This is a genomic window from Bacillus sp. EE-W1, assembly GCF_009760835.1.
Classification (GTDB): Bacteria; Bacillota; Bacilli; order Bacillales; family Bacillaceae_G; genus Bacillus_A; species Bacillus_A wiedmannii.
The window spans coordinates 540,475-555,447 of sequence record NZ_WIPE01000056.1 but is presented as its reverse complement, the minus strand read 5'-3'; the positions used below and the strand labels follow the sequence as shown (position 1 = coordinate 555,447).

16 protein-coding genes and 1 pseudogene are annotated in these 14,973 nt (G+C 33.3%); 3 read left to right on the top strand and 14 right to left on the bottom strand.

Translation table 11 applies throughout. The features are described 5' to 3' along the window. Positions 1 to 242: 242 nt before the first annotated feature. From GFJ36_RS10410 to asnB, 7 genes and pseudogenes are all read right to left on the bottom strand, one after another. On the bottom strand, positions 243 to 890 hold the full coding sequence (locus GFJ36_RS10410) for a nitroreductase family protein (protein WP_046955687.1): 648 nt from the start codon (positions 888 to 890) through the stop codon (positions 243 to 245). A gap of 98 nt (positions 891 to 988) precedes the next feature. Further along, positions 989 to 1,864 carry a D-amino-acid transaminase gene (gene dat, locus GFJ36_RS10405; protein ID WP_098230740.1) on the bottom strand — a complete coding sequence of 292 codons (876 nt, stop codon included), beginning with the start codon at positions 1,862 to 1,864 and terminating at the stop codon, positions 989 to 991. 131 nt (positions 1,865 to 1,995) lie between these two features. After that, positions 1,996 to 2,961, bottom strand: a complete 966-nt coding sequence (locus tag GFJ36_RS10400; protein WP_088122016.1) for an ABC transporter substrate-binding protein — start codon at positions 2,959 to 2,961, stop codon at positions 1,996 to 1,998. A 144-nt stretch (positions 2,962 to 3,105) separates the two neighbouring features. Then, a pseudogene (locus GFJ36_RS10395) lies at positions 3,106 to 3,950 on the bottom strand (phosphatase PAP2 family protein). Between the two features lie 343 nt (positions 3,951 to 4,293). Further along, positions 4,294 to 4,623, bottom strand: coding sequence for a hypothetical protein (locus tag GFJ36_RS10390; RefSeq protein WP_098230739.1), 330 nt, complete (start codon positions 4,621 to 4,623; stop codon positions 4,294 to 4,296). A gap of 48 nt (positions 4,624 to 4,671) precedes the next feature. Then, a complete protein-coding gene (locus GFJ36_RS10385) occupies positions 4,672 to 5,031 on the bottom strand; it encodes a GNAT family N-acetyltransferase (protein ID WP_048541207.1) in 360 nt (119 codons plus the stop codon). A 93-nt stretch (positions 5,032 to 5,124) separates the two neighbouring features. Further along, positions 5,125 to 7,026, bottom strand: coding sequence for an asparagine synthase (glutamine-hydrolyzing) (gene asnB, locus GFJ36_RS10380; protein ID WP_000333826.1), 1,902 nt, complete (start codon positions 7,024 to 7,026; stop codon positions 5,125 to 5,127). A 217-nt stretch (positions 7,027 to 7,243) separates the two neighbouring features. On the opposite strand from asnB, the gene GFJ36_RS10375 reads away from it, so the two are divergent. Next, on the top strand, positions 7,244 to 7,708 hold the full coding sequence (locus GFJ36_RS10375) for an Hsp20/alpha crystallin family protein (RefSeq protein WP_001288088.1): 465 nt from the start codon (positions 7,244 to 7,246) through the stop codon (positions 7,706 to 7,708). Positions 7,709 to 7,742: 34 nt separating this feature from the next. On the opposite strand, the gene GFJ36_RS10370 is transcribed toward GFJ36_RS10375, so the two are convergent. Then, positions 7,743 to 8,330: an SCO family protein gene (locus GFJ36_RS10370; protein ID WP_046959312.1), complete on the bottom strand. Its 588-nt coding sequence runs from the start codon at positions 8,328 to 8,330 to the stop codon at positions 7,743 to 7,745. Between the two features lie 335 nt (positions 8,331 to 8,665). On the opposite strand from GFJ36_RS10370, the gene GFJ36_RS10365 reads away from it, so the two are divergent. Further along, positions 8,666 to 9,640: an MBL fold metallo-hydrolase gene (locus GFJ36_RS10365; protein ID WP_088609134.1), complete on the top strand. Its 975-nt coding sequence runs from the start codon at positions 8,666 to 8,668 to the stop codon at positions 9,638 to 9,640. Between the two features lie 199 nt (positions 9,641 to 9,839). On the opposite strand, the gene GFJ36_RS10360 is transcribed toward GFJ36_RS10365, so the two are convergent. The 4 genes from GFJ36_RS10360 to GFJ36_RS10345 all read right to left on the bottom strand — a co-directional run bounded on the left by GFJ36_RS10360 (position 9,840) and on the right by GFJ36_RS10345 (position 12,386). Next, positions 9,840 to 10,682, bottom strand: coding sequence for a DegV family protein (locus GFJ36_RS10360; protein ID WP_033657798.1), 843 nt, complete (start codon positions 10,680 to 10,682; stop codon positions 9,840 to 9,842). 152 nt (positions 10,683 to 10,834) lie between these two features. Next, entirely contained in the window at positions 10,835 to 11,086 is a 252-nt protein-coding gene (locus GFJ36_RS10355) for a DUF2535 family protein (protein ID WP_000629012.1), read from the bottom strand. A 328-nt stretch (positions 11,087 to 11,414) separates the two neighbouring features. Beyond that, the gene (tatC, locus tag GFJ36_RS10350; RefSeq protein WP_000390128.1) at positions 11,415 to 12,158 is read right to left on the bottom strand and encodes a twin-arginine translocase subunit TatC; all 744 of its coding nucleotides are present in this window, start codon (positions 12,156 to 12,158) and stop codon (positions 11,415 to 11,417) included. A 42-nt stretch (positions 12,159 to 12,200) separates the two neighbouring features. Continuing rightward, positions 12,201 to 12,386 carry a twin-arginine translocase TatA/TatE family subunit gene (locus tag GFJ36_RS10345; RefSeq protein ID WP_000492443.1) on the bottom strand — a complete coding sequence of 62 codons (186 nt, stop codon included), beginning with the start codon at positions 12,384 to 12,386 and terminating at the stop codon, positions 12,201 to 12,203. Between the two features lie 213 nt (positions 12,387 to 12,599). Here GFJ36_RS10345 and trhA point away from each other — a divergent pair, with 213 nt between their 5' ends. Next, positions 12,600 to 13,256, top strand: coding sequence for a PAQR family membrane homeostasis protein TrhA (gene trhA / locus GFJ36_RS10340; protein ID WP_000136880.1), 657 nt, complete (start codon positions 12,600 to 12,602; stop codon positions 13,254 to 13,256). A 40-nt stretch (positions 13,257 to 13,296) separates the two neighbouring features. On the opposite strand, the gene GFJ36_RS10335 is transcribed toward trhA, so the two are convergent. Together GFJ36_RS10335 and GFJ36_RS10330 are read right to left on the bottom strand one after the other, a co-directional pair. Next, entirely contained in the window at positions 13,297 to 14,016 is a 720-nt protein-coding gene (locus GFJ36_RS10335) for a lysophospholipid acyltransferase family protein (protein ID WP_087982533.1), read from the bottom strand. Between the two features lie 111 nt (positions 14,017 to 14,127). Next, positions 14,128 to 14,763 carry an FMN-dependent NADH-azoreductase gene (locus GFJ36_RS10330; protein ID WP_048541201.1) on the bottom strand — a complete coding sequence of 212 codons (636 nt, stop codon included), beginning with the start codon at positions 14,761 to 14,763 and terminating at the stop codon, positions 14,128 to 14,130. Positions 14,764 to 14,973: the final 210 nt, after the last annotated feature.

Sequence of the window (14,973 nt, the reverse complement as noted above, 5' to 3'; positions counted from 1 at the left end):
ATTTCATTATAATTTATTATACAAAAATAACTTTTAAATTTTAAGACTATTTTCAACACTTTCATGAACAAATAGAATCTTGCCCACGATTAATGTATCATACTTTCCTTAATAGAACATTAATTTTTTTTATGAAATAAATAGTAATTCCCTCTTATCTATCATTTTAGCCCAACAAATTAATTACATACCTGTCCAAAATAAAAAGACATTGTTCATTCAATGTCTTTTTATTTTAAGCTTTAAAAAACAAATGTTGTAATCTCATCTACTTCTTTTCTTGGAAGTTTCTTCGGCTTATCTTTCGGAAAACCGAGTGAAATAACCATATTTATTTGTTTTTCAGACTCAATTTGTAAATATTGTCGTAGTTCATCTTGAGCTAACAATACCGGTCCTGTCATTGGACAAGTACCCAGCCCTTTCGCATGTGCAGCCAACATTAAGTTTTGTGCCGCTAAACAGCTACTCTTAATTCCTTCTTCTTCCCAAACTGAATCTGGAACAAAAGCAATTGGATCAAATATCTTTTCGCGAAATTTTGATTCATATGGTGTTGCCAAACACACGATTAATACAGGTGCCTCTGAGAAAGCTGTTGCATATGGTCCAAATGAACGGGTAAGTAATTTCCCTGCTTTCTCTTCTCCGTTTTCTGCCGCTTTTGCCGCAAGTTTATGTAATGCATCCCAAGTCATTTGCTCAATTTCTTTAATTTTCTCTCGGTTCATAATGACCAAGAACTCCCAAGTTTGTGAGTTCGTATCACTCGGTGCATAACGAGCACAATCAATAATTTCTTTTATGTCACTAATGGATACTTCTTGTTCTGTGAACTTCCTAACACTTCGTCTACCGTGAATTACTTCTTTAAAATCTTCATAATTCATACATTAAATCCCCTTTTTACAACGTTTTCAAATCTTGTCCTATGTTTGAATTATATCATGAAAAAAAGCTGGAGGAATACCAGCTTTTTTCTTCAATATTAGTTCGTAACTTTAAATAAACGAATACTTTCTTCATATGCAACTTGGAGTTTCTTTGTAATTGGTCCTCTTTCGCCGGTTCTAAACTGTTCATCACCTATTTGAACGACTGGGAATATTTCTAGTGGTGTCGCTGTAAAGAAGCACTCATCAGCCTCATATACTTCTTGTAGTGAAAATTCTCGTTCTTCTACTTCAATATGTAACTCTTTCGCTAATGTAATAACGAAGTGACGTGTAATGCCTTGTAGAATGAAGTTGTCAGCCGGATGTGTAATCAATTTATTATTCTTCACCATAAAGAAATTTGAATGACACCCTTCAGTTACAATTCCATCTCGTACTAATATCGCTTCTTGATAGCCTTGTTCGTTTATTTTATTTTTAATCATAATATTAGGTAGCAGATTTAAAGATTTTATATGACAAAACTTCCACCGTATATCCTCTTCTACCGTAACTTTTATTCCCAGTTCCATAGCAGCAATTGGTCTTGGAAACGAAACAATATTTGCAAAATATGTTGGTTGCATATTTGACTCATATACATGATTACGTGCTTGAGCACCTCTTGATATTTGCAAATATACATTCCCATCTTCTTGAAATTGATTTTTTTCAATCATTTGATGCAACTCTTCCACTAACTCCTCCTTAGTAAAAGGTGGAATTAGTTTTATTTCTTCCATAGAATTAAAGAATCGTTCCAAATGTAGATCTAATAAATGTGGCTTCCCATCATATAGTCTGAATACCTCGTATATACCATCACCAAATTGAAAGCCTCTCTCCTCTAATGGAATCATCGGCTGTTCTTCCTTCGTATTTACAATTCTTCCGTTAAACAAAATCCAATCTTTATGAGTAGCTTTCATTCATTCCCACTCCTTTATTCCATAATTGATTTAATTGTACAACTTATCCACACTCAAAAGAAGGAATTTTCTGTATTTTCACAAATAAAAAAGTACATCACCCATTTAAGGTGATGTACTCGACCATTCATTTACTTTAAAAAATATTTTTCAATATCATCTAACATAAGGTTTGCAGCTACAATACCACCTGCTGTATTCCAAATCACTTCATCTACTTCGAATACTTTATTATCTTTAGAAGCCTGTAACTGCTTAAAGAGCGGATCTTCTGTCCATTCTTTCGCTAACGTGTTTCCTTCATTATTCTTATCCGCATCTTTATCAGATGTGAAATAGAATAAGTAGTCCCCGTCCATATTTGGAATTTGTTCTTTTGTAATTCCTTTTATCGCAAATTCATCTTTATCTTGTAATGGTGGTCGTTTAAATCCAATATCATTTAATACAACGCCTGAGAATGAATTTTTTTGATAAATACGAACATCACCTGGGACGAAGCGAATAATTGAAACTTTAGAGTTAATTTTATCACCTAATTGTTCTTTTATTCCTGCAATACGCTTTTTATAATCATTAAGAGCATTTTGCCCTTCTTTTTCTTTATTTACAGCTTTTGTATAAAGCGTAAAGTTTTCTTTCCAATCACCGCGCAATGTTTCAGCATATACTGTTGGCGCGATTTCTTTTAACTGCTCGTATATTTTTTCGTGACGCATTTTATTTCCAATAATTAAATCCGGCTGAAGCTTCATTACTGCCTCTAAATTAATGTCACGCTCAGTTCCTACTACTTTCGTATCTTTTAACTCATTCGCTAAATGAGGATACCATTCATCCCCAGCTCGTGGTTTTGTCGTTCCAACTGGCGTTACTCCAACAGTTAAAAGTGCCTCAGCACCCTCATTCGTTAAAACAACAACTCTTTTTGGTGTACCATTTACTGTCGTTTCGCCCATTGCATGCTTTATACTATATGAATCTTTTGCCTTTACTGATGTATCTTTATCTTTCTTCTCTTCTTCTTTACCGCAACCTGCAATTATGACCATTAATAACATAATGCAAAGTATAAGAATATTTTTAGTGCGTGTCATAAATCCTCCTAGTTGAAAATGATTTTCATTAACATTTAAAGATTAATGTATATCTCATACATTGTCAATAGATATATCAGAAAACTTTTTCAATATATATAATTTCGAACTCATTTTTATTCAAAATATTTTTGTACTTATTTGCTATTCACTTTTTAACCGTAACATGTGAAACATAAACGGACATAAGAAAGTAATTGTAATTCCAGTCAATGCATAACGTACATAATACATATCAGGTATTACTTTTTTAGTATGAGCTGTATCATTAACATGAAACTAAGGCCTAAAACTGTTTTTACTACTTGTATTTTAAAATTATTATTTTCATTCATTTTAATAAAGTGATTCTCTAACATGATACCAATCGTAGAACCTGTCAAAACTCCAAGTAATTTTAAATTATCTATTTGGTCAGTCATAAAATACATAATGAGTGAAACTGCCAATACAATTCGTTGTAACAATATAAATTTCCTATCACTTAATTCCTCTGTTACTTTCGTATATAAATAAACAACTATGACACTAATTAAAACGGCACCTATTATATCACTGAGCCAATGTACACGTAAATATAGACGAGAAGTAGCAACCAATATTATAAAAATAATTCCAATGATCCAAATGATTCTCTTTTTACATAACATCATAAAAGAGCCCCAAAATGTTGTCGCTAACTGGACGTGTGTACTTGGAAAAGAATAACCTGCAGCTGATTTTTCATATAAAGCCTGAATTCCTTCGTATGTATACGGTCGCGGGATTTTCATGAATTCTTTTACCACTATCCCTATATACACAGAGAAACAAAGCATAACAATCATATGAAATGCTTTTCTTTTAGAAACGCACCAATATAAAATCGAAATAATGACTAAATACAACGTTTCATTTGCAATACTAGATATAAGTTTAAAAAGTATTGTAAGCACACTTCCCTCCACACTGGTCATCCATTCAAGAAATAAAATATCCAAATTAAACATAAAAAAACGAAACCTCCCCAAAATTTAATCCTGCTATTTGTCAGCACTTAAGATAAACTAGTTGATTAACATTTCAAATTTATACACCTACTTACGTTACAGATTAAGAACATATAGTACCACATACTAATAATAGATAATATGTTAAATCATCTAATTATTTTTATAAATTTTAATGAAATTTTGAGCTTTATATACAAAAATATCTGTATCTTGTTATCCACTTATTTATATTCCATGTCAAATTGCACCTCGTTGTTTTTTGATATATGGAACTACTATTAAATAAATCAGCATACGTATAACTTTCAAAACCATTACAATTACAAATAAAAAAACCGCCTTATGTAAGGCGGTTTCTATCATTGTGCTTTAACCAATTTAAAATAAATATATACGATTGATAGTGAATATAACGTATGCAAAATAAAAGAAATAAAAGGGCTATTCCAGTGCTACTATACAGCAAACCGAACTTAAAAAAAATATTTAAAAGCGGTGGAAAGTTCGTTATGTTTTGTAATGTAATAAGCATACAAAATAAAAGGAAAAACACAGGGGCATATTGTAATTCATACGGCTTTCTTTTCTTATTCATTCTTTTTCGAATGAACATATGGATTAGCTCTGCTACTATAAAACACCCTCCAATTAATACAAGACCAGAAGTCATCGTCATATATCCACCTGCCTTATATTTATCTCGCACAACTACTCATCGTTATATTTTCTTCACATATATTCCATCTTCTTCATTAAAACCAAAGCTCTCTATGAAAGTTTTTGCTTGTTCTGTTAATTCCGTTTGTAATACCTTTATCTCTTTCACGTTTCTTTCTTTCATCATCGTTTCAAATGTAAAATACGTATTTGTCCCATAACCGTAACTTTGATAATCAAAGTGAATAATTAACTGCGATAAAATTGCACTCTCCTCTTGTACACTATAGTCTATTACACCAATATATGTATCATCAACTTTCACACAATACTGTACTTGATTCTCAGTTAAACTATGTGAGCGAAACATTTCTTTAACAACGCTTTCATTATCTACAGTTACTTTTTCAAACGTAATCATATGTTGTCCATCCTTTTACTATTATTGTATCAATAATACGTCCTATTTATGAAAAAAACCTTAAGACCATATGCGATCTTAAGGTTTTTCTAATTAAACTAAGCTATACGCACGTTTCGTTTCTTCATGGAACTTATTCGTATCGTATTTATGCTCAACATAAATTTGATGCCATACCATAAACGCAAGTACAGTCCAAATTTTACGGCTATAATCGCCTTTATCTGCACAATGTGCTTCCAGTAAGTTTAATACATACTGTTTGTCGATTAAATGCTCTGTTTTACTCTCGTTTATAATATTGATAGCCCAATCATGCATTTCGTCTTTTAACCAGTGACGAATTGGTACTGGGAATCCAAGTTTTTTACGATCTAATACGTGATCTGGAACGATTCCGCGTGCCGCTTCACGTAAAATAGCTTTCGTAGTTCCGTTAGCAATCTTAAATTCAGTTGGAATTTTAGATGCAACATCAAATACTTCTTTATCTAAGAACGGTACACGAAGTTCTAATGAGTTTGCCATTGTCATTTTATCAGCTTTTAATAAAATGTCACCGCGTAACCATGTGAACATGTCAATGTACTGCATTTTGCTTACATCATCATAATCTTTAATCTCGTTATACAATGGTTTCGTGATATCCATATAGTTAACACTTTCATTGTAATACTTCATTAATTCAACTTTCTCTTCTTCACGGAAGATTTTCGCGTTTCCATAGTAACGCTCTTCAATTGGCGTACATCCACGCTCTAGGAAGCTCTTTCCTTTAAATCCTTCTTTAAGAGCACCACTTAATGCTTTTAGAACGCTCTTACCTGGGCTAGGAATGTAAGAGAACATTTTTAGTGAGTTTGGCTCACGATAAATGTTATAACCACCAAATAGCTCGTCTGCACCTTCACCTGAAAGAACAACTGTTACATGCTTACGTGCTTCTTTTGCAACGAAGTACAATGGTACAGCTGCTGGATCTGCTAAAGGATCATCCATATGCCAAATGATTTTTGGGAACTCATCCATAAACTCTTTCGCTGAAATGAATACGTTATGGTTTTTAACGCCTAATTTCTCAGCAGTTTCTTTTGCAACATCAACTTCACTGAAACCACGTTGTTCAAAACCAATTGAGAATGTTAAAAGATTTGGATTCATTTCTCTTGCGATAGAAGCGATAATAGATGAATCGATACCACCAGATAAGAATGAACCTACTGGTACATCACTGCGCATATGCACTTTTACTGAATCATACAACACATCACGAATTGCTTGGATATGCTCCTCTTTCGTTGCGCTTGAAGCATTGAAATAAGGTTTCCAGTAGCGATGGATTTCCATCTCTTTACCGATTTCTTTTACGAAATAATGACCAGGCTCGATTTTATTAACATCAATTGTTAATGTTTCTGGCTCTGGACCATATTGGTACGTAAAGTAATGTTGTAGTGACGTTGGATTAACGCCTTTATCTTCCATCACATGCATAATACTTTTCTTCTCAGATGCGAAGAATGTAGTATCACCTTGTTGTGCGACGTATAAAGGTTTAATACCGAAGTGGTCACGTGCACCGAAAAGTTTCTTCTCTTCACGATCCCAAATCATAAATGCAAACATACCACGAAGATAGTCTACACATTTTTCTTTCATATGTGCATACAATGCAATGATAACTTCTGTATCAGATTGTGTTGCAAACGTTGCACCTTTTTCAAGTAACATTTCACGTAATTCTACATAGTTGTAAATTTCACCATTAAAAATAATTACATATCGATCATTTTCATAAGTTAGCGGCTGATGTCCTGCCTCTAAGTCAATGATGCTTAAACGGCGGAAGCCAAATTGTACATGTTCATCACGAAAATATCCTTCGTCATCTGGACCACGGTGGAAAATCATCGTGTTCATATTTTCAAATTGATGTTTTTCTGTTTCTGAAAACTCTCTAGGGTTTTCACATAAACATCCTACAAAACCACACATACTTCTTACCCTCTTTCAGTTTTCATTCTGTCTATATACTACTATATCAACCCTATTTATACTAGCATAATCAATTGAATATGGCGACCAAAAACTATAAAAAAATCACTCCATTTCACATTTTTAACAATTTTTTATGAAAACATGAAAACTAGGCAATCACCTTTCTCCGCTTTTGTCATATGATATTGCAAATTGATTTCTAGGAGGGAATACCATGAGTGAAGAAAAAAAAGACTCTTCTCGCCCACCGGTTCGCAATTATTTAAAGCAAATTGATGATTTCTTCGAGCAAACACCACTTCGCAATGTAATCGCTGATTTAAATCATTTTTTCCAAAAAGGAAATCGTTTATTAACATTCCCCGTAGATTTATATGAAGTTGGTGAAGAACTCGTTGTTACAGCTGAACTACCAGGTATACAAAAAGAACAAATTCAAATTGAAATACAAAGTGAATACTTAAAAGTCTCTGTAAAAGAAGAGATACTTGAAGAGGTCGAGGAAGAAACATCTCATAACTATTATCGCCGAGAACGTTCCATTTCAGAAGCATCAAGATTGATTAAATTACCGTACTCAATTAATAAAAAAGCAGCGAAAGCTTCGTATCAAAACGGCGTGTTAGAAATTCGGGCACCAAAACTTCCACAACAACATGACATTTTATCCATAGACTAATGTAAAAAAAGAAGGGTGCTATGCACCCTTCTTTTTAATCCACTAATCTCTTCATATCACGTATAATGTCTTCGTACGGCGTATTACTAATACCACTATACTTTTTCATTACTTTTCCGTTTTGATCAATTAAATAAAATGATGTACCATGTATAACTTGACCATCCTCAGGTTTATCTACAAGTGATTGGAAATTATCTTTTGAAAACTTTGTAATATCTTCTAATGAATAACCCGTTAATAAATTCCAGTTACTAGTATCCTCTGTAAACTTTTGAATGAAAGCCTTCAAATTCTCCGGCTTATCAAGGTCTGGATCTACACTAAACGAAACAAACTGAACGTCTAATTTCTCTTCTTTGGCCATCTTTTGCAGTTTTGCCATATTGGCAGTCATTGGCGGACAAACTGTTTGGCAATTTGTGAACATAAAATCAGCAACCCAAACTTTCCCTTTTAAATCTTTTGTACCAAATGACTTTCCATCTTGATTTGTAAATTGGAAAGTTTCTAAATCCCAATTCAATGGTTTACGAAGCTTTGAACCCGATCCACTACATCCAGCAAGTACAAAGAGACAAAATACAACCATAAGACCAATTATTTTTTGATAACGCTTCATTTATAAACCTCTTTTCTCTATCCTAAATTTAAATAGGTTATGTTTATCATAACAAAAGTTAACACTACGAGAAAATTGTTTACTACATTTGTTCACGAAATCGTACGAATTTACGTATGTTACTTCTTTATTTCAAGCCAATTACTAGACAAAATTTATTTTTTTACTATTATTTCTCTAAATAGAAGTTGCAAAACTAATTTTATTGTTACTTTTGTAAACGCATCCCCCTATTTTTTAACAATTCCTTAAACATTCATCCATGTTATACACTGTAGTCCTTAACAACATTTCGGTACAATACAATTACAACGATTTTAAATGAGGTGATGTTCATGACAAAACGTTATGAAAACATGGATAATGTGAGTACAAAAAAATCAATTCGTTCCTTTATACGTTGGCGAAAAGAACGAAAACAAAATAAAAAGGATTTTTCTTTTTTAGTAGAACAATCACCTGTTAAGCAAAGTAAATTCCTACAAAACAACTTTGAAAAGACGTCTGTAACTTGGATTGGTCATTCCACATTCCTTATCCAAACGAATGGGCTGAATATATTAACAGATCCAGTATGGGCTACTAAATTAAAATTAGTTCCAAGACTTACTGAACCTGGTCTTTCTATACAAGAACTACCTAAAATTGATATTGTCCTCATTTCACACGGTCATTATGACCATTTAGATTTTTCAACGCTTCGCCAGCTAAATGATGATGTTTTATACCTTGTACCTATTGGACTGAAAAAACTATTTACTCGCAAAAAATTTACTCGTGTAGAAGAGTATAATTGGTGGGAAAATACGATCATTAATGATGTTTCCTTTCACTTCGTACCGGCCCAGCACTGGACGAGAAGATCCTTATTTGATATGAATACATCTCACTGGGGGGGATGGATTATTAATAATGAACCAACGAAAGAAACCGTTTATTTTTGTGGTGACAGTGGCTATTTCCAAGGTTTCAAAGAAATTGGCAGACGCTTTTCAATTGATATTGCCCTTATGCCAATTGGCGCTTATGAACCAGAGTGGTTTATGAAAGTATCTCATGTTTCACCTGAAGAGGCAGTGCAAGCTTATTTAGATTTAAACGCTACACACTTTATACCGATGCATTACGGAGCTTTTGCCCTTGCCGATGAAACACCTCGCGAGGCAGTAACAAGGCTCCGAAATAATTGGAATTTACGTATGTTACCGTGGGAACAACTGCATGTACTCTTTTTAGGCCAAACTTTTACTTATAATAGCGCAACAAACGATAAGCAAGTAAATGAAAAAATTGAAACATTACACGTATAACGTAACTACTTATTTTCTATATCCAACATATACTATAGAAAATCATAAAGTAAAACTTTAATCAGTGGGTGTTTTCTATGAATAAATATTTACAGACTCGCTATATCATTAGCGGGAGTGCCTGTATAACCCTTCTTATTTCTTACTTTCTATTCACATAAAAAAGCTACTTGAAAATTCATTTCAAGTAGCTTTTTTATTACTCTGCTAAATACATAAATCCGATTGCACCCGGACCTGTATGAGTACTAATAATAGGCGTTGTAAAGAAAATTTCTGATTGAGCAAATCCACTCACTTTTTCAACAGCCGCTTTTACATTTTCAGCTAAAGGAATTGCTTTCGCATGCGGAATTGCAACAGCTTTTACAACTTTTCCAGCTGTATCTTCCTCAAATAACTTAGCTAACGTTTTTACAATTTGACCTTGGCTACGCACTTTCGTTACAGGGTTATAAACACCATCTTCAAGGCTAGCAATTGGCTTTATATTGAGTAGCGAACCGATAAACGCTTTTCCTTTACCGATACGCCCACCCTTCACTAAATTTTCTAATGTATCTACTACTACATATAAACGAGTATTCTTTCTCACTTCATCTACACGTTTTAAAATTTCTTCTAGTGAGCGTCCTTCATTTGCCATTTTTGCAGCTTCTATTACTTGATATGCTAAAGCATGTGTAATAAATTGAGAATCAACAACTGTTACTTTTGTGTCGGTCATTGATGCAGCACTATTGGCAGTTGCCACAGTACCACTCATTCCACTTGTCATATGAATGGAAAGTACTTCACTTCCATCTTCACCTAACTTGTCATACATTTCTACAAATGTACCCATTGCCGGTTGTGATGTTTTTGGTAATTCCTCTGATTTGATCATTTCTTCAATAAATTCATCAGGTTGTAAATCAACGCGATCTAAATATGTTTGTCCATTTACAGAGATTGATAATGGTAGCACATGAATGCCATACTTTTCGATTACATCCTGCGTTAAATCTGCAGTTGAATCTGTTACAATTTTAATTTTTTGCATATTATATTCTTCCCTTTCCAATACGCTCTCCTTGTTATTATACTAGCATTCCCTGTGCTTTCAACAATTTCGAACAAATTTCACCAAATTAATTATATTTTTATACCTAAAATGAAAAAGACAGAGTTTACTAACCCTGTCCATACTTTGTATCATGCATTTTTTTCAAGGGTATTTGTTTTATATACATTTAAATAATCATTCCACTTCAAACAATTTTGCAAATATTCACGGAAAGAATACGAAAATCTTGGGTGCTTTTGTTTTTGAATTTTTGCAATAAATAATTGAAGACGAGACTGAATTAGAAACGATAATGGATGCTGTGCCTGTAGGACAGGGATTTCGAATATTTTAATACAATCCCCTGTTGAATGAGTGAAATAAAAACTTTTCGTAATCACAATATCAATCCTCTTTTTCATTGGATTTTTGAACTTCCTCTACTTTACGCTGTAACACGTTGTTTAAAGTGGAGACTTCTATGAATACAAAAGTATCCTTAGTCAATCCCTGTAGTCCTTTTGGTTAGAAGATTTATACTCTATTCATCCTCCATCCTAAATATCCGATCAGACAGGAATCCCGCTATCCGTATATTGCTTAATAATTTTAGTATAAACTTAGCAAAGCGCAAAGTTTGTCTAAATTTTGGAGATTCTATAATTTTTTTCTTCTATATATTGTATACGTTTATGTCTAAAGTATAACAAATAAATAAAAAAAGTGCCTTTATAACGAGGCACTTTTCGACTGTATTTCTTCTTCTCTTTTCTTTTTCCGCTTACTGACAATCTTTGATAAAGCGATACTAATTTCATAAATACAAATAAGCGGTACCGCTACTAAACTATGTGATAAAAAATCCGGCGGTGATATACACGATGCAATGATAATTAATGCTACGTAAGCATACCTTCTTATTTTTATTAGCAATTCCGCCGTTAACAGTCCAATACTCGTTAAAAACATGACAACTACAGGTAATTCAAAAATTACAGCAAATGGAACTGTTAAATTAAGAACAAAATGAAAATACTTTTCTGTCGTAAACATCGTATTAAACATTTCATTACCTATCGTAGTTAAAAAATGAAATAAAAACGGCATTACAACGAAATATCCAAAACATAAACCTGCAATAAATAATATAGACAATACCGGTATATACATTACTGTCATTTTTTGTTCATTTGGATGTAAACCCGGTTTTACAAATAACCAAATTTGTATAGCAGCAAAAGGAATTGTACAAACGATAGCAAATACTGTAGCAATCGAGAAAAAAATCCATAATACATCACTTGGACCGAGAACAGTTAATTTCATTGGTAAATCTTTTACTAGCCAAAAATAAATATCCTTCGTAAAAGTAAATCCGATAATTAAAAATAGGACAAAGGATAGTACTGTATATATTACTCGTTTGCGAAGCTCAACAATATGTTCTACTACGCTCATTTCCCGATCTTCCATCTCGTTCACCACACTTTATTTATCCATTTCGAGGAAAATTCATTACATTTTTTCTTTCTTTTCCTTCTCTTGAAATGCATCATCAGTCAATTCTTTCGTTGATTTTTTGAATTCTTTTAACGTTTCCCCTAAAGCCTTTCCGATTTCCGGCAATTTTTTCGGCCCAAACAAAATGAGTACAGCTACTAAAATTAAAATTAATCCTGGAAAGCCAATATTTGAAAACATTTCTCCATCCCCTTTATTAGTAGATTCCTTGTCCTACTATTGCATAATTTTATTTTGTCAAAAAAGTTTGAAAACGTCAACAAATCCATTGCCTTTTGTCAAAAAAATTCAAAAATATAATCAATTATACAAATTTCATTTTCTATTGCCCTTGTGTATGATATGGTAAGGGAAGTGACATATTATTTTATGATAGTAGAAAGGATTTGCATTATGACTGAAAAAATGACACGAATGACACATTTTGTGAAAGAAGAAATTGCAAATGCAATTACACATGGTATCGGTGCCATTTTAAGCATCCCTGCCTTAATTATATTAATTATTCATGCCTCTAAGCATGGTACCGCATCTGCTGTAGTTGCATTTACGGTTTATGGTGTAAGCATGTTTTTACTGTACTTGTTTTCGACCTTGTTACATAGCATTCATCATCCAAAAGTAGAAAAATTATTTACTATACTAGATCACTCAGCCATTTATTTATTAATCGCTGGCACATATACTCCTTTTTTACTTATTACGCTTCGCGGACCATTAGGCTGGACGTTACTCGCTATTATATGGACACTAGCACTCGGAGGTATCATCTTCAAAATTTTCTTTGTACGTCGCTTTATTAAGGCATCAACATTATGTTATATCATAATGGGATGGCTCATAATCGTTGCTATTAAACCACTTTATGAAAATCTAACTGGACATGGTTTTTCACTACTTTTAGCAGGCGGAATTTTATATTCTGTAGGGGCTATATTCTTCCTTTGGGAAAAGTTACCTTTCAATCATGCCATTTGGCATCTTTTCGTTTTAGGTGGTAGTGCGATGATGTTCTTCTGCGTACTCTTTTATGTCTTACCTACAGCATAAAAAAAGGTTTCAGCTTATATTAAGCTGAAACCTTTTTTTATTACTTATGTAATTGTGATGCGATAACATCCTGTGTATGCTTCGTTAATTCTTTAATATCCATATTCGCATACTCTTCAGCTGTAATCGGCTTAGAAATTGTTACTGTTGCATGAGCTGGTTTCATACGGTTTCCATTCGCTTCAAACATTTTATATGTCCCATCTAATGTTACAGGTAAGATTGCTACACCAGATTTTACTGCAAGGTGAAAACTCCCAGCCTTAAACTCTCCAATTTCGCCACCCTTACTTCTCGTCCCTTCTGGGAAGATTACGATTGAATGCCCGTTCTTTAACAGCCCAATTCCATCTTTAATCGCTTGAAGAGATTGACGACGATCATTACGAACCATAAATACACAATTCATAAGTTCCATCCAAGTTGGTACAACTGGAAACTTCTTAATCTCTGCTTTTGAAACAAATCCAATTGGTTTATTTAAGTAACCTAGTAAAACAGGAATATCCATATTACTCTGATGATTACTTACAACTAGTACCGGCTTATCTTTTGGAACATTTTCCAGTCCCTTTACTTCAACTGTCCCACCAGCTACACGTACCATTTTCTTACCAAACCAATTTGTCGTTTTATACACAACATTATCTTTTTCTTGTGGCGACATCGTATTTACTTGTCTTTTCAGACGCCACATTCTCGGTGTAATCGCAATTACGATTAAAATTAAATAAAAGATTTTAAAAAACGTTTGAATCATACAGAACCCCCACCTATTATCATTCCGACCTTCATTATACTAGACAAACGAAGGAAAAAGAAGAAAAAATGTCCAAACAGCAAGTGCTTGGACATTTTCAAGTATTCTATATTAGAAACGTTTTGCTAATTCACGAGCATTAGCAATTGCTGCTTCTTTAATTTCTGGTGCTTTTTCAGGGTTTGCATTCATACCTTCAACTGCAATGTATTCAGTTTCATTTACACCAATGAATCCTAATACTGTTTTTAAGTGATTGCGGCCGAAGTCTACAGCTGCGTATGCTCCTTCAGAATAAACGCCACCTGTTGCTTGAATGTGAAGTGCTTTTTTGCCTTCTAATAAGCCAACTGGGCCATTTTCAGTATACTTGAATGTTTTACCTGCGATTGCTAAGTTATCTAGGTATGCTTTTACTACTGGTGGATAGCTAAAGTTCCACATTGGAGTTACGAATACATAACGATCCGCATGCATAAATGTTTCTAAGTTTGTGTTCATTGCTGCAACTTTTTGTTGTTGAACTTCAGTTAAAGTTTCAAAGCCTTCACCTGCTGCAAATTTACCCCAAGCAGCAAATACATCCGCATCGATTGCTGGTACTGTAGTGTTGAATAAATCAATTGTTACAACTTCGTCTTGTGGATGTTCGTTTTTATAAGCTTCGATGAAAGCTTCTCCTACTGCCATTCCGAAAGAACCTTCTGCTGAATTTGGATTTGCTGTAATAAATAGTACTTTTGTCATTGTATTCTCTCCCTTTTACACATCTTATCTTTAATTTGAGATTTATAATTCGAAAGTAAATAACTTACCTTATGTAAGTATAATACAAAAAGTTATGTTCAATGTCAATAAAAAATAGCTACTTTTTTTTCGTAAGTTAATAAACACTATCTTTTCAATATGTTTTTGGTGAAACAAAAAACTACCTCCACATTCCATGGAGATAGTCTT